The 23279-nt window shown below is 48.5% G+C and carries 26 protein-coding genes; 19 read left to right on the top strand and 7 right to left on the bottom strand.

Translation table 11 applies throughout. The features are described 5' to 3' along the window. The first annotated feature begins 101 nt into the window (after nucleotides 1-101). From IEW11_RS07780 to IEW11_RS07765, 4 genes are all read left to right on the top strand, one after another. Complete coding sequence (locus tag IEW11_RS07780) at nucleotides 102-1448, top strand: ABC transporter substrate-binding protein (RefSeq protein WP_188530494.1); 1347 nt, start codon at nucleotides 102-104, stop codon at nucleotides 1446-1448. Nucleotides 1449-1514: 66 nt separating this feature from the next. Further along, on the top strand, nucleotides 1515-2381 hold the full coding sequence (locus tag IEW11_RS07775) for a carbohydrate ABC transporter permease (protein ID WP_188530493.1): 867 nt from the start codon (nucleotides 1515-1517) through the stop codon (nucleotides 2379-2381). Further along, complete coding sequence (locus tag IEW11_RS07770) at nucleotides 2378-3211, top strand: carbohydrate ABC transporter permease (protein WP_188530492.1); 834 nt, start codon at nucleotides 2378-2380, stop codon at nucleotides 3209-3211. Before IEW11_RS07775 ends, IEW11_RS07770 begins: the two co-directional genes overlap by 4 nt. 23 nt (nucleotides 3212-3234) lie before the next feature. Next, nucleotides 3235-5907 (top strand): family 78 glycoside hydrolase catalytic domain, encoded by a 2673-nt coding sequence (locus IEW11_RS07765; RefSeq protein ID WP_188530491.1) that lies wholly within the window; start codon nucleotides 3235-3237, stop codon nucleotides 5905-5907. 308 nt (nucleotides 5908-6215) lie between these two features. Here IEW11_RS07765 and IEW11_RS07760 read toward each other — a convergent pair whose 3' ends face one another. Continuing rightward, nucleotides 6216-6422: a DUF1657 domain-containing protein gene (locus IEW11_RS07760; RefSeq protein ID WP_188530490.1), complete on the bottom strand. Its 207-nt coding sequence runs from the start codon at nucleotides 6420-6422 to the stop codon at nucleotides 6216-6218. A gap of 189 nt (nucleotides 6423-6611) precedes the next feature. Here IEW11_RS07760 and IEW11_RS07755 point away from each other — a divergent pair, with 189 nt between their 5' ends. The 11 genes from IEW11_RS07755 (at nucleotide 6612) to IEW11_RS07705 (ending at nucleotide 15206) form a co-directional block, all read left to right on the top strand. Then, nucleotides 6612-7472, top strand: a complete 861-nt coding sequence (locus IEW11_RS07755; protein ID WP_188530489.1) for a DUF421 domain-containing protein — start codon at nucleotides 6612-6614, stop codon at nucleotides 7470-7472. Nucleotides 7473-7487: 15 nt separating this feature from the next. After that, nucleotides 7488-7973, top strand: a complete 486-nt coding sequence (gene spoVAC, locus IEW11_RS07750; protein WP_188530488.1) for a stage V sporulation protein AC — start codon at nucleotides 7488-7490, stop codon at nucleotides 7971-7973. A 2-nt stretch (nucleotides 7974-7975) separates the two neighbouring features. Beyond that, nucleotides 7976-8995 (top strand): stage V sporulation protein AD, encoded by a 1020-nt coding sequence (gene spoVAD, locus IEW11_RS07745; protein WP_188530487.1) that lies wholly within the window; start codon nucleotides 7976-7978, stop codon nucleotides 8993-8995. Then, the gene (spoVAE, locus tag IEW11_RS07740; RefSeq protein ID WP_188530486.1) at nucleotides 8992-9342 is read left to right on the top strand and encodes a stage V sporulation protein AE; all 351 of its coding nucleotides are present in this window, start codon (nucleotides 8992-8994) and stop codon (nucleotides 9340-9342) included. The genes spoVAD and spoVAE overlap by 4 nt, the downstream gene beginning before the upstream one ends. Before the next feature lie 60 nt (nucleotides 9343-9402). Then, the gene (locus tag IEW11_RS07735) at nucleotides 9403-9948 is read left to right on the top strand and encodes a YhcN/YlaJ family sporulation lipoprotein (protein WP_188530485.1); all 546 of its coding nucleotides are present in this window, start codon (nucleotides 9403-9405) and stop codon (nucleotides 9946-9948) included. A 161-nt stretch (nucleotides 9949-10109) separates the two neighbouring features. Further along, the gene (locus tag IEW11_RS07730; protein WP_188530484.1) at nucleotides 10110-10886 is read left to right on the top strand and encodes an IclR family transcriptional regulator; all 777 of its coding nucleotides are present in this window, start codon (nucleotides 10110-10112) and stop codon (nucleotides 10884-10886) included. 18 nt (nucleotides 10887-10904) lie between these two features. Then, nucleotides 10905-11678: an SDR family NAD(P)-dependent oxidoreductase gene (locus IEW11_RS07725; protein WP_188530483.1), complete on the top strand. Its 774-nt coding sequence runs from the start codon at nucleotides 10905-10907 to the stop codon at nucleotides 11676-11678. Nucleotides 11679-11703: 25 nt separating this feature from the next. Beyond that, on the top strand, nucleotides 11704-12588 hold the full coding sequence (locus tag IEW11_RS07720) for a fumarylacetoacetate hydrolase family protein (protein ID WP_188530482.1): 885 nt from the start codon (nucleotides 11704-11706) through the stop codon (nucleotides 12586-12588). 18 nt (nucleotides 12589-12606) lie between these two features. Next, entirely contained in the window at nucleotides 12607-12933 is a 327-nt protein-coding gene (locus IEW11_RS07715) for a UxaA family hydrolase (protein WP_188530481.1), read from the top strand. After that, nucleotides 12930-14090: a UxaA family hydrolase gene (locus IEW11_RS07710; protein WP_188530480.1), complete on the top strand. Its 1161-nt coding sequence runs from the start codon at nucleotides 12930-12932 to the stop codon at nucleotides 14088-14090. Before IEW11_RS07715 ends, IEW11_RS07710 begins: the two co-directional genes overlap by 4 nt. An 18-nt stretch (nucleotides 14091-14108) precedes the next feature. Next, nucleotides 14109-15206: a Gfo/Idh/MocA family protein gene (locus tag IEW11_RS07705; protein WP_229725010.1), complete on the top strand. Its 1098-nt coding sequence runs from the start codon at nucleotides 14109-14111 to the stop codon at nucleotides 15204-15206. A 453-nt stretch (nucleotides 15207-15659) separates the two neighbouring features. Here IEW11_RS07705 and IEW11_RS07700 read toward each other — a convergent pair whose 3' ends face one another. The 3 genes from IEW11_RS07700 to IEW11_RS07690 form a co-directional block, all read right to left on the bottom strand. Then, a complete protein-coding gene (locus tag IEW11_RS07700; RefSeq protein WP_188530479.1) occupies nucleotides 15660-16391 on the bottom strand; it encodes a DsbA family oxidoreductase in 732 nt (243 codons plus the stop codon). 49 nt (nucleotides 16392-16440) lie between these two features. After that, nucleotides 16441-17304, bottom strand: a complete 864-nt coding sequence (locus IEW11_RS07695) for an SDR family oxidoreductase (protein WP_188530478.1) — start codon at nucleotides 17302-17304, stop codon at nucleotides 16441-16443. A 119-nt stretch (nucleotides 17305-17423) separates the two neighbouring features. Beyond that, complete coding sequence (locus IEW11_RS07690) at nucleotides 17424-17867, bottom strand: Rrf2 family transcriptional regulator (protein ID WP_188530477.1); 444 nt, start codon at nucleotides 17865-17867, stop codon at nucleotides 17424-17426. A gap of 256 nt (nucleotides 17868-18123) precedes the next feature. Between IEW11_RS07690 and IEW11_RS07685 the strand changes: the two genes are divergently transcribed. Continuing rightward, entirely contained in the window at nucleotides 18124-18510 is a 387-nt protein-coding gene (locus IEW11_RS07685) for a hypothetical protein (RefSeq protein ID WP_188530476.1), read from the top strand. 325 nt (nucleotides 18511-18835) lie between these two features. Here IEW11_RS07685 and IEW11_RS07680 read toward each other — a convergent pair whose 3' ends face one another. Further along, nucleotides 18836-19111, bottom strand: coding sequence for a hypothetical protein (locus IEW11_RS07680; protein WP_188530475.1), 276 nt, complete (start codon nucleotides 19109-19111; stop codon nucleotides 18836-18838). A 46-nt stretch (nucleotides 19112-19157) separates the two neighbouring features. After that, nucleotides 19158-19454 (bottom strand): DUF3055 domain-containing protein, encoded by a 297-nt coding sequence (locus tag IEW11_RS07675; RefSeq protein WP_188530474.1) that lies wholly within the window; start codon nucleotides 19452-19454, stop codon nucleotides 19158-19160. A gap of 238 nt (nucleotides 19455-19692) precedes the next feature. Here IEW11_RS07675 and IEW11_RS07670 point away from each other — a divergent pair, with 238 nt between their 5' ends. Next, nucleotides 19693-20688, top strand: coding sequence for an HRDC domain-containing protein (locus IEW11_RS07670; RefSeq protein ID WP_188530473.1), 996 nt, complete (start codon nucleotides 19693-19695; stop codon nucleotides 20686-20688). Nucleotides 20689-20724: 36 nt separating this feature from the next. On the opposite strand, the gene IEW11_RS07665 is transcribed toward IEW11_RS07670, so the two are convergent. Continuing rightward, nucleotides 20725-21807, bottom strand: coding sequence for a zinc dependent phospholipase C family protein (locus IEW11_RS07665; RefSeq protein WP_188530472.1), 1083 nt, complete (start codon nucleotides 21805-21807; stop codon nucleotides 20725-20727). 134 nt (nucleotides 21808-21941) lie between these two features. Here IEW11_RS07665 and IEW11_RS07660 point away from each other — a divergent pair, with 134 nt between their 5' ends. Together IEW11_RS07660 and IEW11_RS07655 are read left to right on the top strand one after the other, a co-directional pair. Then, nucleotides 21942-22400, top strand: coding sequence for a chemotaxis protein CheX (locus IEW11_RS07660; protein WP_188530471.1), 459 nt, complete (start codon nucleotides 21942-21944; stop codon nucleotides 22398-22400). Nucleotides 22401-22482: 82 nt separating this feature from the next. Beyond that, nucleotides 22483-23256 carry an SDR family NAD(P)-dependent oxidoreductase gene (locus IEW11_RS07655; protein WP_188530470.1) on the top strand — a complete coding sequence of 258 codons (774 nt, stop codon included), beginning with the start codon at nucleotides 22483-22485 and terminating at the stop codon, nucleotides 23254-23256. Nucleotides 23257-23279 lie beyond the last annotated feature (23 nt).

Genomic DNA, 23279 nt, shown 5'->3' with positions numbered 1-23279 from the left:
AAAGTCAAAGGCGCAGGTATTCAGGCGTAATCAAACACCTTAAACTAAAGATGTAAACGCATTCAAAACTTTGATGAGTGAAAAAGGGAGGATGTTTTAGAATGAGAAAAACAAGAAGCAAACTGATCTCCACAGCTTGTATCCTGTTGATCATTACTTTGCTTGCAGCCTGCGGAGGCAACAATGCACCGGCGACCACAAACAATGCGGCAGACCCAGGCGCTCAAACCCCAACCAATACGGCGGAAAAGACGAAAGTCACACTGATGGTCGGCAATACGGGCACTGCACTCGAAGCACTCCGGCATGTAGCGGCTGAAGCTGAGGATAAGCTGAACATCACGATTGAATTCGATATCAAGCCTGATGGCACAGAGGGCGATAATCTGGTCAAGACGCGTTTGGCGACGGGGGATATGGCCGATTTGCTCGTGTATAACTCAGGTTCCCTTCTGCAAGCGATCAATCCGGAGCAGAACTTCGTTGACCTCACAAATGAACCGTACATGGCGACCGTTATGGATTCCTTTAAATCAACGGTAAGCGCCAATGGGAAAGTATTCGGTGTTCCGTTTGGATCATCCAATGCGGGAGCCATTCTATACAACAAAAAAGTATACGCTGAGCTGGGCTTATCCGTTCCGAAAACATGGGCGGAGTTCATGGCGAATAATGAGAAAATCCATGCTGCCGGCAAAACTGCGGTAATCGGCACCTACAAGGATACCTGGACCTCACAGCTGTTCGTGCTGGCGGATTTCTATAACGTACACTCCCAAGTTCCAGCCTTCGCAGAGGATTATACGGCCAATAAAGCCAAATACGCGACAACGCCAGCCGCACTCCGAGGATTTGAGAAAATTGAGGAAGTGTTCAAGGCTGGCTTCATGAATAAGGATTTTCTTGCTACGACATACGACGTAGGACTGAAAATGTTGGCTGAAGGCACCGGCGTCCATTATCCGATGCTGACATCCGCTCTCGATGCGATCAATCAAAATTATCCGGAACAGGTCAATGACATTGGCGTATTCGCACAGCCAAGTGACAGCGCCGATAGGAATGGACTTACCGTATGGATGCCTAGCGCGATTTACATCAATAAAGAAGGTAAAAATGTAGAGGCTGCGAAAAGATGGGTGGAGTATTTCGTCTCTCCTGAAGGGCAGGAAGTATTAACTTCCAAGTTTAACGCGGCCGGGCCTTATGTTATCGAGGGCGTAGAGCTTCCCGACGACGCTTATGAAGGCGTAAAAGAGATGCAGGTTTATTTTGACGAAGGAAGGACTGCTCCGGCACTTGAATTTCTCTCCCCTGTAAAGGGCCCCAACCTGGAAAATATTACAGTGGCTGTAGGAAGCGGCATTAGTAGCGCAATGGAAGGCGCAGAAAACTATGATAAGGACGTAGAGAAGCAGGCTCACCAATTGAATCTTCCGGGTTGGTAAGATTGAATAAGGCCCTGCAATCAGATGCAGGGCCTTATTTTCAGAAGAGGGAGGAGAGAGAACACGATGTCCACAATGACCAAGAGGAGATACTCATATGTGTTTCTGCTGCCGGCTGCGATTATTTATTTTGTATTTTTTCTGCTGCCGACGGTGCTGTCTTTCTTTTTCAGTATGACGAGATGGACACTTACGGATTGGGATTTTATCGGATTTGATAACTATATTACGTTCTTTTCGGAGACCGCGCTCAGCATCGGCTTCCGCAATACGCTTATTTTCGCTGTCGTAACTTGCGGCCTAAAGGTTTTGCTTGGCCTGCTTCTCGGTACCTTGCTGACCTCCAGCATTATATTCAAAAGCTACCTCCGGTCGGTTATCTTCTTTCCGACACTTTTAAGTACCATAGCAGTTGGTATTACCTTTTCAACGATGATGCATCCATCTCAAGGGTTAATCAATATCAGCCTCGCCGCACTCGGGCTTAACGGCCCTGACTGGCTCGGCAATGTCAAAATCGCCCTCTTATCCGTAGCGCTCGTCGATGTGTGGAAAGGTGTCGGGATCGCAACGGTAATCTTTATCGCCGGCATTACGGCGATCCCCCAGGAGTATTATGAGGCGCTAAAAATCGACGGAGGCAATGCCTATGACGGCTTCCGGCATATTACAATCCCGCTTAGCCGGCCGGCGATGAATACAGTTATTATCCTCGCGTTTATCGGGGGCTTGCGTACCTTTGACCTGATATGGGCAATGACCAAGGGGGGACCGGGATTCACCACCGACCTGATCGCCTCGATCATATATAAACAGTACCAAGCGGGCTTTTACGGCCTTGCGACGGCGGGTAATGTCATCCTCTTTATCGGCGTTTCGCTGCTTGCGTTCCCGCTGTATAGGTTCCTGACCAGAAGTGAGGTGGACCAATGAGCACAGGTTTGAAACGATTTGTGACAGGCTTCTTTGCCGTCTTGTTGACAACGGTCGTATTCTGGGTGCCTTTCTATTTCGTCATTATCAACTCCTTCAAAAATCAAGCCGAAGCTGCGGAGATGACGATGGCCCTGCCGACGACATTTGAAATTTTCAACAACTACAAAGAAGTGTTGACGACGGCGGACAACATGCTGATTCGGGCCTTCTATAACAGTACGCTGCTTACTGTCCTGTCCATTATTATTCTAATTTTCGTTAGCGCGATGGCTGGTTTTGTGATGCAGCGCAGAGAAGGCGGAAGGGCATCCTCAACCATTAATTTCCTCGTCCTTGCGGGGCTGATGATTCCGCCCGCCATCGTACCGACAATCTGGGTGCTCGATTCCATCGGATTATTCAAAACGCTGGCAGGAATTACGCTGATCGAGGTTGCGCTTCACTTTCCTTTTTCGGCAATTCTGTACAAAGCTTTCATGTCCACGCTGCCGCGTGAAATTGACGAGAGCGCGTTTATCGATGGGTGCGGCGGTGTCAGGCTGTTTTTCAGTATTATTTTTCCGCTGCTCAAGCCTGTGACCTCAACCATCATAATTTTGCAAGCCATTAACATTTTTAATGATTTCGTCAACCCTTTGTATTTTTTCCCCGGCGCCAATAATGCAACCGTACAGCTTACGCTTTACAATTTTATGAGCCGATTTACGACTTCATGGAATCTGTTATTTGCTGATATCGTATTAATTTCCATTCCGCCGCTCATTCTGTTTATTTTCTTCAATAAAAAGATTGTTGCCGGCATGACGGCAGGAGCGGTAAAGGGATAGTTGGATAAGAGAGGAGAAATGGCATGTTTACAATAACCGGACTTCGCTGTGAATACCTTGAGAATCCCGTGGGGATCGATGTGCTGCAGCCGCGAATCAGCTGGCGGATGGAGTCGGATGAAAGGGCTTCTGCCCAGACCGCATACCGGATTGAAGTGGCCGGGGACGACCGGTTTCAAGAAAAGCTTTGGGATTCCGGGCAAGTGTTGTCGGATCAATCGGTTCATATTCAATTAACCGGGTTAAAGATGGAGTCGCGCCAAAGATACTATTACCGTGTTCAAGCCTGGAACCAGCATGGAGAGTGCTCGGAGTGGTCCGAGACGGCTTTTTGGGAAATGGGACTGTTGAAAGCGGACGAATGGCAGGCCGTTTGGATCGGCGCCCCGGCAAGCTTGCTGCCGGAGAACTCCGAGCAGTGCCCAATGCTGCGCCGCAGCTTCGAATTAGACGGCAAGATCAAGTCTGCGCGCGTCTATGCATCGGCATTGGGCTTATATGAACTGGAAATGAACGGCGTGAAGATCGGAGACGCCTATTTTGCCCCGGGATGGACCAGCTATAAGCATCGGCTTCAATATCAAACCTACGATGTAACCGGCCTGCTGCGGCAGGGCGGGAATGTAATCGGGGCTATGCTCGGGAATGGATGGTACAAAGGAAATCTGGCATGGGCAGGCAGCAAAGATCTGTACGGTGACCGACTTGCCTTACTTTTTCAACTTCACATCACTTTGGAAGACAGCAGGGAAATCACCGTCATATCGGATGACGGCTGGAAAGTGTCCGGCAGTCCGATCCTCATGTCGGAAATTTATCACGGCGAAACCTATGACGCGCGTTTGGAACAGCCGGGTTGGAGCGCAGAAGGCTTTGACGACAGCGGCTGGCAGCCTGTAGTGATCCTTTCGCATACCAAAGCAATCCTCATCGCGCAGGAAAACGTTCCAGTTAGGAAAATAGAAGAGATTAAACCGATCCAGCTGATCGAAACGCCGGCAGGCGAAACGGTCATTGATATGGGGCAGAACATGGTCGGCTGGATCCGCTTCACCGTGAAGGGCGAAGCGGGACAAGAAGTCCAGATCCGGCATGCCGAAATACTCGATGGGGAAGGCAACTTCTATACGGATAATCTGCGCGCTGCGAAGCAATTGATTCGATATGTATTAAAAGGCGGGGAGAGCGAGACCTTTGAGCCGCATTTTACATTCCAGGGATTTCGTTATATCCGGCTGACCGGATTCGAGGAACCGGTCCGGCTCGATGATTTTACGGGAATCGTGCTGCATTCGGATATGGAGCCGACAGGCGATTTCCAGTGCTCCAATCCGCTAATCAACCAACTGCAGCATAATATCGTGTGGGGGCTGAAAGGCAATTTCCTCGATGTCCCGACCGATTGTCCGCAGCGGGATGAACGGCTTGGCTGGACGGGTGACGCGCAGATGTTCATCCGCACTGCTTCGTATCTGGCGAATATTACGCCATTCTTTACCAAATGGCTGCGGGATTTAAAGGCGGATCAAGCCGCGGACGGAGGCGTGCCGTTTGTCGTGCCCAATGTTTTAGGAACGGAGGGCAATGGCTTGTTTGGACCGCCCTTTAACTCTGCCGCCTGGGGAGACGCCGCGGTCATCTGTCCATGGACAATCTATCTCTGTTACGGGGATAAACGAATTTTGGAAGAGCAGTATGACAGCATGAAGGCATGGGTGGACTATATCCGCGGGCAAGGTGAACACGAATACCTTTGGAACACCGGCTTTCACTTTGGCGATTGGCTGGCTCTGGATTCGAAGCCGGATAGTTACATTGGCGCGACAGACCGGGATTATATTGCGACAGCGTTCTACGCCTACTCGGTTTCGCTGATGCAGAAAACGGCTGCCGTGTTGGGTAATACGGAGGATGAGAAAGCTTTCGCAGCGCTTTACTCAAACATACTTAGGGCCTTTACCGATGAATTTGTAACGCCATCAGGCCGTCTATCGGTAGCTACCCAGACCGGGCAGGTACTCGCGTTGATGTTCGGCCTGTTGGAGGGACCGGCCAAGGAAAGGGCGGTTCGTAAATTGATGGAGCTGCTTGAGGAGAGCAAATTTCATTTGACGACAGGCTTTGTGGGCACACCTTATTTGAATCATGTATTGAGCGATAACGGAAACAATGAAGCGGCTTATAAGCTGCTGTTCCAGCAGGATTATCCTTCCTGGCTGTATCAGGTCACAAAGGGCGCAACGACGATCTGGGAGCATTGGGACGGCATCAAGGAGGACGGCAGCTTCTGGAGCAAAGACATGAACTCCTTCAATCACTATGCGTATGGCGCAATCGGCGATTGGCTGTACCGCTCTGTGGCGGGGATTGATACGGATGATCATGAGCCGGGATATAAGCGGATTCGGATTAGGCCGCAGCCCGGGGACGGATTGGACTGGGCGCAGGGACAACTCCAGACGCTTTACGGGTTAGTTCGCAGCCGCTGGGAAAAATCGGATGATGGGAGAATGCGGATTGAAGTGAAGATTCCGCCGAATACGACGGCGGAAATTCATCTGCCTGGCGCAGCTTTGGAAGCAGTGACCGAAAATGGCATAAAGCTTTCAGAGGCTGCCGGCATTTCGTCCGTGACGGATATGGATACAGGCGTGCGGGTGTTGGTGGGTTCAGGTGAATTTCAATTTGCGTATTAATCGGTAAAGCCGGCCCTGTCTGCTCCGCTTTCTTTTCTTTTTCGATCTGGGCAAAAAAGAACCGGCTTCCTGACTAGCATGATTTTCTCCAGAAAGCAGCAGGGAGAGTTCTTCATTCGTTATTCCATTGTTCAAGTTGCTACCGCCTTAATCGACATAATATGACATATTATAAACGATTTATAGAGTCAAAGAACAGTATGAAAAATGGATTTAGCGGAACTTTTTATAGGGGGTTGTCCCAGAAGGTCTAATTAGACCTAGGGGACAACCCTTTTTAAGGATCAGTTACAACAAAGGAATTCCGCTTAGAAACCTTTATATTGGGGTTCTTCATTCTCCAATTGTGTAACACGGTTTTGCACTTGATCCACGATTTGTTGTGTTTGCTGAGCCGCGTTAGTGAAGAGTGTTTTTGCCTCTTGATTTTGAGTGCCCAGAGCAAATTGTTCAAGGCTGGCCTGCGCGCTTTTCAATGAAGCGACGCATGTTTTAACGTCAGATCCGATTGTCATCGATGTCACCCCCCTTCCCTGTTAACGAACAGTAATATAACTCATTTCAGGCGTAATTATACATGCATGCCGCACTCCTGCTTTTCCCTGTTCAGGGTAATGATTGTTCGGTTGATCTGCTCGATTTTGACAAATAATTTGGAATGTGAATAAGTGTTCTCGATTCTTGATCAAAGGAGGAATCAAATTGTGCAGGCATGGCTTGAAGTGGCACTGCGTACGTTGTTGTCCGTGGTCATCCTTTTTTTTATGACGAAGCTTTTGGGGAAACGGCAAATTTCCCAGTTATCCTTGTTTGAGTATATTACGGGAATTACGATCGGCAGCTTGGCCGCATATATCTCATTGGACCTTGAGGCAACATGGTATTTGGGTATTGTATCGCTTATTGTTTGGGTCGGCGTTTCCTTAGGAATTGAATTGCTGCAGCTCAAAAGTAAAACGATGCGAAATTTGATTGACGGCACAACAACGACGCTAATCAAAGACGGAAAAATAATGGAAGATAATTTGAAAAAAGAACGTCTAACCAATGAAGAGCTGTTGGAACAACTGCGCAGTAAAAATATTTTTAAGGTGGCCGATGTTGAATTCGCGGTGATCGAACCAAGCGGTGAAGTGAATGTGCTGCTCAGAAGAGAAAACCAACCGATGACCCCAAAGCATCTAGGCATTAAAGTCGGACCTGAACAAGAACCTCAAGCGGTCATTTTGGATGGCAAGATTATGGATGAACCGCTCGCAACCATCGGATTAAACCGGGCATGGTTGAATACGGAATTGGAGAAGTTAGGTGTTTCCGTCGACAATGTGTTTGTGGGTCAAGTCGACTCTTATGGACAATTATTTGTCGATCTGTTTGATGATCAGATTAAAGTGCCTGTACCTCAAAAAAAAGCTGCATTATATGCCACATTGAAAAAATGTGAAGCGGACCTGGAAATGTTCGGCCTGGCAACTGAGAGTAAACAGGCCAAAGAAATGTACGAACAATGCGCGAAGCAATTGCAGAATGTGATTTCGGACGTTAAACCGATCTTACACCGCTAATTGGAGGAAATGATCATGGCAAACAAAAAAAAGAAAAAACTGACGCCGGTCCAGCAGGAATATCAGGAGCTAGCCAAAAAAAGGGAGCCGGCCCGGCCGGTTGTTAAAAATTGCTTCAGGGCTTTTATTGCCGGCGGTACGATCTGCTTAATCGGTCAAGCGGTACAAGAGATGTTTGTTCATTGGGCCGGCTTCACAGAGAAGAAAGCAAGTGACCCCACCGTGGCCGTAATGATTCTGCTTTCTGTTATACTCACGAGTCTTGGCGTCTACGATAAAATCGCGCAGTGGGCAGGAGCGGGCTCTGCGGTTCCGGTGACCGGGTTCGCGAACTCGATGGCTTCGGCAGCGCTGGAGCACCGCAGTGAAGGCTATGTGCTGGGCGTCGGCGGGAAAATGTTCAAGCTTGCCGGCCCGGTCATTGTTTTCGGTACCGTCGCGGCTTTTATTGTCGGTATTCTTCATTGGATCTTTAATCCGGCAGCCGTAGGGGGTTCTTGAGCATGCTGAAAGGTCATCAAAGCTGGCTGTTTGAGAATAAGCCAACCATTCTTGCAGAAGCGACCGTGGTGGGCCCGTTTGAAGGGCAAGGTCCGTTAGCCAACGATTTTGACATCATTCACGGTGATTTAAGAATGGGGCAGGACAGCTGGGAAAAAGCGGAGCGGACACTCATGGAGGAAGCGACTAAGCTGGCCGTCGAAAATGCCGGATTGACAAAAGAGCAGATTAATTTTTTTGTCGGCGGCGATCTGATGAATCAAATCATCAGCAGCAGCTTTGCCGCCAGGACGCTGGCGATTCCTTATATCGGGATATTCGGGGCATGCTCTACTTCAATGGAAAGCTTGGCAATCGCCGCTAATCTTGTCAATTCGCGTTCGGCGAAATATGCGTTGTCCAGTGCGTCCAGCCATAATGCTTCTGTAGAAAAGCAATTTCGCTATCCCACGGAATATGGCTCACAGAAGCCTCCTACCGCGCAATTTACCGTTACCGGGGCAGGTGCCAGTGTTATTGCACAGAAAGGGGAAGGACCCTATGTCACTTCGGCGACAATCGGAAGGATTATCGACATGGGCATGACGGATCCTTTTAACATGGGGGCTGCGATGGCACCCGCAGCGGTAGATACGATTCAGGCTCATTTCCGTGATTTTCGGATTGAACCCGGGCACTATGACCTGATTGTGACGGGAGATCTATCCAAGGTAGGCTATGAAATTGCTAACGATTTATTCAAAAAGCATCACATTCCGATGCAGCAGACGGTCTATAAGGATTGCGGTATGATGATCTATGATTACGAGAAGCAAATGGTGCAAGCCGGAGCGAGCGGGTGTGCATGCTCAGCCGTCGTAACCTATGGCCATTTACTTAAAAAACTGCGGAATCGTGAACTGAACCGAATATTAGTGGTGGCGACAGGAGCGCTGTTATCGCCACTGTCTTATCAGCAAGGAGAAAGCATTCCCTGCATCGCGCACGCTGTATCGATCGAGAGCGGGGTGGAAAACACATGATTTATTTTTGGGCGTTTGTTATAGGTGGAGCCATCTGTGTAATCGGACAAATCTGTTTTGATGTATTCAAGCTGGATCCGGCTCATACGATGACATTGCTCGTTGTCGCCGGAGCAATCGCGGACGGATTAGGACTGTACGATCCATTCATTCAATTTGCGGGCGCAGGAGCAAGCGTGCCGATAACCAGTTTTGGCAATGCCTTGGTGCACGGTGCATTGGAGGAGTTGAAAAGCAGCGGCGGTATTGGCATTATTACCGGTATATTCAAAGTGACCAGCGCCGGTATCTCCGCCGCAATCATCTTTTCTTTTATGGCATCACTGTTTGTCAAGCCGAAAGGATAATGAATGAACAGAGCCGCTAGAAAGCATAATAACAGAAGATCATAAGAAGGGGTGAATAATGTGTTAAATCAAAAACATAAATGGTTGGCTGTTTTAATGCTGATCGCGATTTCAGTTTTTGCCGCAGGCTGCATGAACAACAACCCGAATGACAACAATGACACTAACGGTACAAATGGCACAAATAATGTCCAACAGCAAGGTACCCGAATGCAGCAGATTCAAAATCAACCGCGCAGGGATAATGATAATACCGGCGATCGTGTTGAAATAGCTGATAAAGCAGCAGAAAAGATCGTGCGCATAAAAGGTGTAAAACAAGCAAATGTATTGATCACAAGACGGAATGCCTATGTAGCAGCGGCTGTTGATGCAGACCGTATGGGTGCCAATCAAGGCGACATTACTCCGGAGCTGGAAAAAGAAATTGCTGATAAAGTCCGGGCCACCGATCCAAGCATCCAAAAAGTATATGTATCGACCAATCCGGAATTTTTTGACCGTGTCAATCAGTACGTGGCAGATGTAGGACAAGGAAAGCCGATCTCTGGTTTTTTCCAACAGTTTAACGAGATGATCCAACGTATATTCCCGAACGCCCGGTAATTGATATCAATCAGATCCCGCCTTGTCTACACTGCAAGGCGGGATCTTTTTTTTGAGTGATTGATTTGATGATTGACCACCAAAAAATCCGGTGATATGATGAAATCATATAAATTATAAACCTGGTTTATTATAGTAAACCAAATTGCATTGGAGGAGCAATGGAGAAGAAATATTGGGTTCCGGCTTTGGATAAGGCAACTCGTGTTATTGAATTAATAGCTGAGCATCCGCATCAGCTCAAGCTGATCGATCTCTCCAAGCAGCTCGGCATCAATAAGAGCTCGATGTTTTCCCTGCTTCATACGATGGAGGAGCTGCGATGGATCGCCAAAGATAAAGGGGATACCTATGCCCTAAGCTCTTTCTTCGGATTGATCGGCAGCACGTACTTCCGGCAATTCGATCTTATCTCTTTGTTCCATCAAGAAGCATTCATGACTAAACTGCGGATCGGGGAAACCATTCAGCTTGCGAAGCTGGAAGGCGATCATGTGCTTTATTTAGCCAAAGAGGAAGCGCCTTCACCGGTAAGATTAGCTTCGGATCCGGGGATGAAGCTGCCGGCGCATGGAACAGCGCTTGGCAAGGCGATGCTCGCCGGACTAAGCGAGCCTGAATTGGCGAGTTTATATCCGGAGGCAAGACTCTCAGGCGGGACGGCTAACTCCATCAAGACGAGAGATGAGCTGTTTAAGCAGATCTCCGAGATTCGCGTGGAAGGCGTCGCATTTGATCTTCAGGAGGCTGTTATCGGCTTTAGCTGTGTCGCTGCACCGATCAGAGGTGTAGGAGGGGAAGTGATTGCTGCTGTCAGCTGTTCCATGCCGCAGCATCAATGGGAAGTAAAACATGAGCTTGCACAGGCGGAAATTCGCAAGCTGGCTCAGCAGCTGTCGCAGTGCGCCCAACCACAAAGCATGTCCATAGCGAAATAGTGAAGGAGCGAGGCTCTAATGAGACTGCAAGGAAAAGTTGTCCTGATTACCGGTTCGGGATCAGGAATAGGCAAAAGCACAGCGCTGTTGTTCGCGCAGCAGGGCGCATCTGTCATTGTGAACGATCTGGATGCCGTTAAAGGGCAGGAGACGGTACAGGAAATTACCGAAAACGGCGGTAACGCCACCTTTATTCAAGCGGACGTAACCGATGCTCCGAGCGTACAATCGATGGCTGCTGAAGCGCTGCGGCATTACGGACAAATTGATGTGCTTTTCAATAATGCCGGTGTAAGCGGTGTCGGCGCACTGCATGAGATCGAGCCTGATGTTTGGGATAAAGTGATGGATATAAATATCAAAGGCGTGTTCCTTGCCAGCAAGTATATTGTTCCTCATATGATGGAGCGCAAATCCGGCAGTATTATTAACATGTCCTCTTGTGTTGCAGAGATGGGCTTGGCTAGACGCGTATCATATGCAGCGACTAAAGGCGCAGTGCTGGCGATGACCAAATCGATGCAGGTGGATTACGCGGGCTATGGCATTCGGGTGAACGCGCTGCTGCCCGGAACGATACTCACGCCGTTTGTCGAGCAATATCTGAAAAATTCGTATGATGATCCGGAAGCAGCGATTGCCGCGATCAAAACGCGCCAATTGAGCGGTGAACTCGGGACGCCGGAGGATGTGGCGCAAGCGGCGCTGTTCCTTGCCTCGGACGAATCGAAATTTATGATGGGCTCTCCGCTTTATATCGATGGAGGCGTTGTATTCGGCAAGAATGCATAATTATATTATGGAAAGGGAGTAAACGATGAAATTATTAACTTTTATTGAAAATCAGCAGTATAAATTAGGCATTCATACGGATAAAGGCGTCATTGATGTTGCCGCGGCGGCAGTGGAGCAGGCAGAAGTACCATTAAATGTGCATGAAGTTATAAATGGAGGGAGTAAGGCCATTGCGGCGCTGCAGCGTTTGGCAGATCAGGCACTGGCCGGAGAAAGGGCATTACTTGATGAATCGGAGTTGACTTTGGCTCCTTGCGTAACGGCCCCAAGTAAAATCATCTGCGTTGGCTTGAATTACCGCAAGCATGCGGAGGAGACGAATGCGCCGATTCCGGAATACCCGATTCTGTTCAACAAATTTTCCAATACGTTAACCGGCCACGGACATGATGTGGCGCTTCCGAAGGTTTCTCAGAAGGTTGATTACGAAGCGGAGCTCGTTATTGTCATCGGCAAAGAATCGAAATATTTAACGAAAGAGAATGCGCTTGACCATGTATTCGGTTACTGCTGCGTGAACGATCTGTCGGCCCGTGACCTTCAGCTTCGCACGCCGCAATGGATGTTAGGCAAAATCTGCGATGATTTCTCCCCGCTGGGGCCTTATCTGGTCACTGCCGATGAAGTCGGAGATCCGAATGAGCTGGAGATTAAATGTATTGTAAACGGTGAGGTGCGCCAGCACTCCAACACGTCCGATATGATCTTTAAGGTAGATGAGATCGTGAGCTACATTTCGCAGCATCTTACGTTGTCGCCTGGAGACATCATTTTAACGGGGACACCGGAGGGCGTTGTACTCGGTTATCCGCTGGAGAAGCAGGTTTATCTGCAGGATGGCGACGTCGTAACGATCGAAATCGAAAAGCTCGGCTCGATCACGAACCGCATGGTTGCGGAAGTTTAGGAAAAGGGGCTGTTGAATATGGCTGGAGAAATCCAAGCTGGAGCAGACGCATTGGTGGTTGATGAAAGGGATCATGTTGCAACCGCTTTACGCGACCTGGCTAAGGGAGAAACCGCACGGATTCGAAGGGGTGAAGATCTTCTTAGCATTGAGCTGCTGGAAGACGTTGCATTTGGACATAAAATAGCGGTAAAAGACATTATGAACGGTAAGGATGTACGAAAATACGGCGAAGTCATCGGACGGGCGACAATCGATATTAAGCAGGGGCAGCATGTTCATGTGCACAATATCGAAGGGATTCGCGGCCGCGGAGACCAAGCCGTAAAGGAGGCGCACGCATGAGAACGATTCAAGCATACGTACGGCCTAACGGAGATATCGGGATTCGCAATCATTTGCTTATTATTCCAACGGTTATTTGCTCGAATCAGGTGTGCAGCAGAATTGTGCAAATGGTACCCGATGCGGTTGCGATTACCCATCAGCACGGCTGCAGCCAGATCGGAGCCGACAAGGATCGAACGTTTGAAGTACTGGCCGGGACGGGGAAAAATCCGAATGTCGGCGGCGTTATTATTATTTCTCTTGGCTGTGAAGTCGTCGATCCGATCGCGCTGGCGGAAGAAATCCGCAAAACCGGTAAACCTGTTGAAGTGTTTGATATTCAATCCGTTGGCGGCTCGGTGAAAGCGATTCAGCATGGTGTGGAGCTCGCGCGCAAGATGAAGGCAGAGCTTGATAAACAGCAGCGGGTCCCTGTGCCGCTAAGCAAGCTGAAGGTCGGCGTAAAATGCGGCGGCTCGGACGCAACCTCCGGTCTGGCCTCCAATCCGGCGCTAGGCGTGGCGGCGGATGCGTTAATTGAAAGCGGCGGAACGATTGTCATTGGGGAGACGACAGAGATCATCGGTGCTGAGCATGTGCTGGCGGAGCGCTGTGCAACGGAAGAGACGCGGGCGAAGCTGTACCATATCGTGGACCGCTTTGAGAAAGAGGTTGACCGGATGGGCGCCGATATGCGCGGCGGCAATCCAAGTCCCGGCAATATTGCGGGCGGTCTTTCCACGATTGAGGAGAAATCACTTGGTTGTATCAGCAAATGCGGAACCGCTCTGATTAAGGGCGTGATTGAATATGCGGAGGACATTCCTGAGACAGGGCTTTACTTCATGGATTCTCCAGGTAACGATATCGAGTGCGTGTCCGGCATGGCAGCGGGCGGCGTTCATATTGTATGCTTCACGACCGGCCGCGGGACACCGACAGGCGCTGCTGTTGTGCCGGTTATAAAAATCACAGGCAACAAAAAAATGTTCATGCATATGGAAGATAACATGGATGTTGATGTCAGTGATATTTTGTCCGGCACGATGAGTTTACAGTCAAGCGGTGACCGTATTTGGCAGGAAATTCAGGAAGTAGCTGATGGCAAGCTGACGAAGGCGGAAATTTTGGGGCATCAGGAGTTCAGCATTAACCGGATTGGACCAAGTTTGTAACAGGGGAGAAGAAAAAACATGAGCACAATGGACAGTCAGTGGCTGAATCTTGAATATGAGCCTGCTCTGCCAAGCAACAAGCAGATGGGAATTGGTATTGTCGGAGCGGGAGAAATCGTGGAATCCTGCCACTTGCCGGCTTACCGGATGGCTGGATTTCTAGTTGTCGGTATCTTTGATTTAAATCAAGAGCGCGCACAAAAGCTGGCCGGACAATTCGGGATTGATAAAGTCTACTCAAGCGTAGAAGAGCTGCTCTCGGATTCTGCGGTTGTTGTCGTCGACATGGCTGTTCCCGCGAAGGTACAGCCGGGCTTAGCCCGGCAGGTTGCTGAGGCGGGAAAGCATATCCTGTGCCAGAAGCCTTTGGCTGAAAGCTATGAAGAAGCCAAGCAGATCGAAGAAGCATGCAGAAAAGCCGGTGTCAAAGCGGCTGTGAACCAGCAGATGAGATGGTCACCGGGCATTCGCGCGAGCCATACGATTATCAAGAGAGGCTGGCTCGGAGAGCTGCTTCAGGCATCCATTGCGGTGAATGTAAAACAGGAGTTCTCCAATTGGACGTGGCTTCGCGAGATCGAAACGTTGGAGTTTATGTATCACAGCATTCACTATATGGACACGATTCGGTTCTTGTTCGGGACGCCCGAATATATCTATGCTGACGGTGCACGGTTCCCTGGGCAGCTATGCAAAGGCGAGACGAGAACACTGCTTCATATCAAGTTCCCGGGCGAGGCAAGAGGTCTGATTCAAGATAATCATAATCATATCGGTTCAGAGGATGATTGGTACGCGACGTTCCGGTTTGAAGGGACTGAAGGGATCATCAAAGGAACGAACGGTTCGTTATACAATTATCCTGCAGGCAGGGAAGATACGCTTAGCTACTATTCTCGGCGCATTCATCCGGATTACTGGTTTACTCCGCAGCTGCACGGCAAATGGTTCCCGCATGCCTTTATGGGCACGATGGGCGAACTGATGCGCGCAATCGAAGAAGACCGCGAGCCCGAGAACAGCGTCTCCGACAATTTGCTGACGATAAGAATGGTGTTTGGCGCTTATATTTCGATGAGCGAGAACCGGCCTGTTTATTTATCTGAATTTGAGTAGGATGACCAAGCAGAATATTTCGTAGTATTTTGTGTCTCAATGTTATGAATATATTACCTGAATTACATCCCGTTAATTGTTCAGTTTAACCCATTCCACACCTGAACAACTGGAAAACCTCCTGATATATTTACTTCTGTCGGTCATTATCTCTACCGAGAGCCTTTTTAGATGGAGCGATTCCAGTTAGAGTAATCTTTCTAGATAACGAAGTCAATTTAGCTTGAGGAAATCCTGCTATACGCATACATATTGTGAAGCTTCGCAGCTGTGGTGGAACGACATGCGAGGTTACGGTTATAATTTCTGCACCGCGCAGCTCCCAGATCGCAGTGGATCGATACGTGTTGGCAATCAACCACACGCAATCAACCTAAATAAGGCTTGTGCAGAAACAGCATTCTGCACAAGCCTTTGTTCATTCGCACATATAAATCAAGCATAAAGAAAATATTATTTCAACTGGTTGGCAGGCGCAGCGCATACACCATCGACACAAGCAGCATCTGCCGCATTGTCATCCGATTCGTTCAATACGGTAAGCGGCGGCTTTATTTCACTCCACGCCTTTTCAAGCGCTTGAAGGAAGACTTCGCTGGACTGCGCGCCGGATACGGCATATTTGTTGTTAATGACAAAGAAAGGCACGCCACGTATTCCCAGATTGACCGCTTCCTGCTCATCGGCGCGGACTTCTTTGGTGTAATCATCGCCTGCGAGCATTTGGGCGGCCTCGTGTTTGTCCAGGCCAACCTCTTCCGCTAATGCAGCTAATGTTTCATGATCGCCGATATGCTTGGATTCGGTGAAATAAGCTTTGAGCAAACGCTCCGTCATCTCCGTCATCTTTCCATGCTTGGCGGCGAAATGCGCCAAACGATGTGCATCAAACGTGTTGGTTAGAATCATCGTATTGAAATGATAAGTTAACCCCACAGCTTGCGCTTGCGCAGTAAGATCATCATTCATCGACATCGCCCGTTCACGGCTCATGCCGTATTTGGATGCAAGCATATCATGCACATCAAAATCCACGTCGCGTTTTGCGTTTGGATCGAGTTCAAAGCTGCGGTAAACGACTTCTACATCATCTTTATTGGAAAACCGCTCAAGCGCCGCCTCGAAGCGGCGCTTGCCGATATAACAGAACGGACACATAAAATCAGACCAAATATCAACCTTCAACATAAGCACCTCCGATTAAAAAGTATGTTAAGCTTTCTTCACTTAGTCCTTAGCCTTGCAAAGCCTGCTGTACAGATGCTTTCAGCGGTGTCTCTGAGCCGATAAGATTTTTCAGATCATCTGCGGATTTGGACGTTTCACCTTCTGCCACGGCTTGATAGATGCCGGCGAAAAGAGCGGCTACCGGCTCAGGGAAGCCTGCGCCGATCAGGATGTTTTTCTCTTCTTCGAACGAAACGGCTTGATGTACGACCTGCTTGCCTGAAATCTCCGAGATCAGCTGCGCCAGTTCGTCGTAGCTCCAAGTTTGGCTTGAAACGAGATTATAAGTCTTGTTTTCATGTCCATCTTCTGCAAGGACTGCAGCAGCCGCCAATGCGAGATCATTGCGGGTTGCCGAGTTGATTCTTCCGGTTCCTGTATTCGTAACGACTGCGCCATGGGCTATGGATGCGCCAAGGCCCGGGTTAACAAATACTTCAGTATATAAAGCGTTACGCAAGAAAGTAAAAGGAATTTTTGTCGTGCGAATCGCTTGCTCTGTCGCTAAATGAACATGTGCCAGTGGAATGACCGACTGCTCGGCAAATGCAAAGCCAGTGTAAGCAATATGTTTCACTCCAGCATCTCTAGCTGCTTTTACAACATTCGCATGTTGAACGATACGTTGCGTGTCATCGTTATCCGGACTGGAGATAAAGAGCAATTTAGAAGCGCCTGCAAAAGCTTGTGTGAGCGATTCCTGATCGTTATAGTCGCCATGACGGACTTCGATTCCGAGGTCGGCAAGCGCGGCTGCTTTCTCTACATTACGGACGACGGCAACGATTTGATCCGCTGCCACTTTTTTGAGCAAGTGATTGACAACCAGACTTCCAAGTTCTCCTGTAGCGCCTGTAATCATAATTGACATAATAGTATACATCCTCTCATTAACCGAATTTGTGGGAGTGGGGTGTAGTGTAACCGAAAGAGTTACAACTCATTCAAAAAAAAGAGCCATAAACGATTCAGTTACAACTGACATAAACATTAGCCTTTAGCAGTTTCAACCGTTTTCTCGCTAAGCTCTGAAACCAATTGCTTCAGTGTAACTTGAGCCAATTCTTGCTCCATTGCCGTCTGTGCTTTCAACATATTTTTCCGAAGCACGGATTCGATATTCGCACCGATTGGACAAGCTGGATTGGGATGCTCATGGAAATTAAACAGCTCCCCTTGCTGGGCTACCTCTACAGCGCGGTAGACATCAAGCAGTGTAATTTCATCCAGCTCTTTATTCAGATACGTTCCACCGGTTCCGGCTTTGACCGAAACTAATCCCGCCTTCTTGAGACTGCTGATAATTCTGCGAATAATAACGGGATTGGTATTCACGCTGCCCGCAATAAATTCTGATGTACTAAGCGATGAATTCCAAGAGACGACGGATAAAATATGAACAGCGATGGAAAAGCGGCTGCTAAATTTTTTCATGTTGCTTCACCCTCTCGATGTAATCATTATAGTTACAACGAATATAGTTGTCAAATATTTTTCATTTGAAAGACGTTCTGTTGTCCGCGGTAGTGGGCCAGAGCAGGCGCAAAAATGCACCATGTGGAGGCAGTTCATGGGCGGTTTCCCAAGTTTAATGCATAAAAGTGATCATTTGCAGCTGCTTTATCTTGACTTCTTGGATAATTACCATAAGAATAAGGTTAAAGGACTAATCCTGGTTAAGGAGTCTGATATGGACGGTAAAACGATCTTATCTCATGAAGAATTAGAAGCTTTGCTCGGGGAAGAGAATAACAGTCAAGCCCTGAACGAAACGGCTGCCGGCATTCCGCAGGAGCGGAACATTGAGAAGAAAGAAGATGTTCCATCGATTCATACGCTTGTTAATGCGGTTAGAGCGCTGTCTTCCAGAGTTGAGATATTAGAGCAGCATGTAAGAGAGCTGAGGATCGAAGCGATTGCAAGGGAACAGATGGCAAGAGAGCAGAGCGTTCCCACGATGAAAGAAAAAGCGCCTGTCCAGGCATCCAAGACGACAAATCATCAGAATGAAGAAAAAGAAATGGAACAGGCAAGCCTTAGCCGGATGAAACGATACGATAAGTCTAGGACAAAATAGCTGTTTTAAATGATTGCAGGACAAGGGGCTGTCCCAAAAGGGATCTTCAATGAGATATTGAAGCTGGATACAAGGAAAGGCTTCTTTTATTTGTTTCAGGAAAGAAACGGTTACGCCTAAACGAAGCAGATCGAATGATTCTGGAGAAGCGTCAGCGGTCGCCTTTGTTCCCGGATTCCCACCTTGGCCTATTCATTCAAGGGAATCCGGGAACAACAGCGATCGGAAGAACATTCGACTGCGCAGTGAATGCGGTACAACCAAAGCTTTTTAAGAGAAAGGGGTATCCCATCGTCATCATCGATGACTTATGGGATACCCCTTTTTATTCTTGGACAAGCTCTGGAGCTGCGTTGCCCTCGCCGCCATCTCCGGGATAACCGCGTTCCAGCCCTTTATGCAGCGAGCGGTTTTCATAGTCAAAGCGGTTCGAAGGTCGTTGGTCATCACGCCAAGGTGAGCTCTTGCCGAGTGATTCGCTGAGCAGATCAGCCCCGTAAGGCCCTTCCGGGAATTCCTCCGGAATAAGGTCATTCCGCTGGGATTCCACCGTGGCGAGATCAGTATACAACTGTTTGTCTTCCTTCATCATTCCGTCCATAACCACACCCCCGGAAACAGTAGGATACGGTTACAGTGTGCCCCTGTTAATCTGTAAAATTCACAGTTCCAACAACTAAATAAAGGAATTGCTGAAGCTCCAGCGCTTCCTCTTCGGTTAGCTTAAACACATATTCCAAATAGCCTTCTTCTTCTAAATCATCGGGACCGATAATTGCTGTTTTGCCTGCCTGCAGGTCTGTAACTAATTTTTTTCCGTAGAAGCGGCTTGTCGATGTAACCGCAAGGTCAAACCTTTTAAGGCTCGGTCCAATAAAGGTAACAAAACGCGTATTGGTCTCTTCGGTCGTATCCGACATAAAATCGTAATCAGGAAGAATCATCCGCACAACCTCCATATCTCCTCTTTATCGCTTCATTATACACGAAAAACTGAGCCCAACAAACCGAATCCCCGGATCGGCTTGGGCGGATACAAAACCCTTGTAAGAAATAATGATTTATGGTAATATGCAAACAACCGAATCATTGTACGTGAGGAAGCACCTCTCTTGCTTAAGCAGGAGAGGTGTTTTTTTATGCTCATTTACGTGTCGGCAACAACGATGGAGGTGTGTAATTATGCAATTAGTCTTCTTGAACACGATGGAAAAACAAACCGAAGAGGGACGCGTAGCCCGCTTACAGGTGTCGATCTGTGAACGGCAGGGCACCTGGCAGGTTATTTGTGAAGAAGGGGATAATGATACACAATCAGGAATATGGTTCGAAGGCACATCGTGGGAAGAGATGCTTTGCGCTTTCCGGCATGGTGTTGCAATTAAGATGGGTGAAGGGTATGTTCCTGTCATTGATGGAATGCTTGACGACCGTTCGACCAGAGGTGCAGGCGGAGGGCTCTCGTTTCTGCATTGTTACGGCGAGCTTAACTCTCATCCGGAGCTGTCTGAGGCGCTTAGAGATTGGCGGAGGGCTAAAGCAGTTGAGCAGAAAAAGGCGGCTTACTTGGTTGCAACGAACCGTATGCTGTGGATGATCAGCGCGTTTGTGCCCCACCAGGAAACGGAGCTGCGACAAATTCCGGGCTGGGGCGAAGCGAAAAACTCAGATTATTCAGAAGAAGTGCTGGAAATCACCCGCAGGTTTGAACAGACAACCTCATTTCCTCTCGATTGGGTAAATGAATCACTTGATCCGAAAACCTATACGCAATGGCTTTATAAACAGAAAGAAAATAAATTCAAAGGAGAGATGGAAAGACAGCAGGAAAAACGCAGAATACTCGGTGGAGTCAAGGAGGGACATTCACTTGCTGATCTGCAAGCAGCGCTCGAAATGCCCAAGCGTGACCTACTCGAGAGAATTGAACAGCTGGAACGGGAAGGATATGATCTGGAGGCGTTGATTGAACGCGAGCTGGCAGAGGTGCCGGAGACGGAGCAGCAGAAGATATGGGCTGCGCTCGACGAGATTGGCGACCGCTACCTCAAACCTGTATTAAGCCAGGTGTATAATGAAGAAGAACTGAAGAGCAAGCAAGTGGACCTTCTTTATGATCGCTTGCGGCTCATGAGGCTGCGTTACCGCAGAGCCGTGCATAAACCGCAAGCCATGTAGCAAATAAGGGAAATAGAGCCATCTTCGTAAGCGGGCTTATCCGGAGGATACCGATGAAGATGGCTCTGGCTCCGGCCGGGATAGACCGCCGTCAGGCCAGATCGGATCAGCGTAACGGATTGCGGCATCTCCGTCACAAGAAAGGCCGGTTTCGTAGGAGTAATTGCCTATACAGTCGGCGGCGGTCATTCTTAGCTCCGCTGCTTGTCCGTTTTGGAAATCAAGGGTACGGGTATCGGCTTGCGAATCCACCGGAGCCTCTTCCTTCCCGTTCAGCATCTTTTCTTCTTCCCTAAGCCATTGCAGCACGGCTCTGATGACTTGAACGCCATCCTTTAATGCTCTATCCCAGAGCATCCAGGCACTGTGATTATGCTTGGTCTTATTATCCGTCGGATCGATCCAACTCCTCCTTGCTTCGTTTAATATGTCCAGCGGAGGGAGTTTCTTTTTGTAAACCAGCGGTTCAATTTGACCGAAGGTCAACACCCTGCGGATGCCTGTGGGATCATGGAACAGCCGTTGGGCATTAATCATATCACGGCATGCTTGATCCCAGTCCTCCCGGTGGACAAGAGGTGCAAGCTCAGGATAATGATAGGCTGTGATCTGCTCAAATGCCTCGACAATTCCTTCCGGGAATCGTCCTCCGATGTTAATTTCTCTCCATACTGGCGTTTTCCATGTTTCAATATTCAGCAGTTTAGCTGCAATCAGCGTATCCATCATGACTTCAAAGCGCTGATGATCCCATTTTCTGAATCCGGAACGGCTGAACACGTAGGGATGCATATTCCGGTCAAGCACATGGTGCAGCACAAAGCCAAGCGAATAGATAACTGCAGGGTTCGGAGAGTCGCCTTGGATCTTACGGCCGCTTACGGCATCCAGCATATCCATAATGACTTTGCCGCAGTGTTGGTTGTGCATCGCGCTGGCAAGCCTATTCATCGTTTTTCCTTTTTTCCATGGAAGGAAATGGTGGTAAAACAAAAAGTCCGGTCCTTGGCAGCCCATATTGAATAACCGTTTAAGTTCAGGTTTCTCAATTAACTGATGTTCTTCCAGCGCTTCGAGAACTTTGCTGCCAAAGATCAGATGAGTCCAAACATTCGGCATTATTTCCCTCCTTTAGATATGGGTAATTAGTCCTTTGGAGCAAAAAAATAGTATACTTGTCCTACGCTTTTAAGTATAATGTATTAAAGTACATGGAATCGATCGATTGATGTCGAAAAGGGGCGTTGCTGGTAATGAAGGCTGAGTATATTAATCCGTTTCTTGAGTCGGCGAGAATCGTCATTGAACAAGTGATCATGATTCGCCCTGCTACCGGACAACTCGGAGTGAAGGATGTGAAGTTCATTGAGGACTACATCTGGATTCAAATCGGCATGACCGGTCAAATGAGCGGTGACATTGTTTTCGGCCTAAGTGAAGAAGTAGCGCTAAAGATTATTTCTGCGATGATGGGCGGATTTGCAATATCAGAAATCGATGAAATGGGCAGCAGTGCCATTTCCGAGCTAGGTAACATGATCAGCGGCAATGCCAGCACGATGCTGTTTAATCAAGGCGTGCGCGTGGACATTACACCGCCGGTTGTGCTGCGGTCAGCTCAAGCTGCCGGATTCGAACCAAAGAAAGCACTAACGATCCCTCTTATCATGGACGGAATTGGGGAGCTTGATATACAGGTCTTGATTGCATAGTAACATGAATTTGCTCCCAAGAGGAGCTTTTTTTTTGCTTCCAGCATATCGGTTGCGGTAAAATTGATAGAGGTGATGAAGCATGTTGAAAGGGAAAAAAGTGTTGATAACCGGGGCGACAAGCGGAATTGGATTACTTACCGCAAGCATGCTTCTTGAGCGTGGAGCCTTCCCGATTATCACGGGACGCAATGAGACAAAGCTGCGCGAAGCGTCGGCTTCGTTGAGAGGAAAGTACGGTGTACATAAGCTGGATGTTACGGACGAGCAGCAGGTCGCTCTGGCGTTCGAACGCATCACGTTGGAATATGGCGAGATTGACGTGCTGATTAATAATGCCGGTTTTGCTTGGTTTGAGCCGATATCGGATGCGCCGCTTGAGCATTATGAGCAAATGATGGACACGAATTACATGGGAATGGTCCGATGCACCAAAGCGGTGCTGCCGCATTTTATGCGTCGGAAGCAGGGCCATATTGTTAATATCGCCTCAATAGCCGGCAAGATCGGTTCTCCCAAATCAACCGGATATTCGGCGACGAAGCATGCCGTGTTAGGTTTTACCAATGCACTGCGGATGGAATTAGAGGGAACAGGCATCGCGGTATCCGCGGTAAACCCGGGACCGATTGATACGCCTTTCTTTAACGTAGCGGACCCAAGCGGGACCTATGTCAATAATATAAAATGGTTTATGATGCCGCCGGAGCGGGTGGCAAAAACGGTAATCAAGGTGATCGAACGGCGGGTGCCTGAGGTTGATTTGCCGCGTATGGCTGCAATCGGGATCAAGCTGTTTCAGTTATTTCCACGTTTATCCAACCGGGTAGCTGCCAAATGGCTGAACAAAAAATAAGTGTTTTGAAGAGAGTGGGGCAT

The sequence above is a fragment of the Paenibacillus abyssi genome, assembly GCF_014640295.1.
Classification (GTDB): domain Bacteria; phylum Bacillota; class Bacilli; order Paenibacillales; family Paenibacillaceae; genus Paenibacillus_D; species Paenibacillus_D abyssi.
This window is presented reverse-complemented; position numbering and strand designations above follow the sequence as displayed.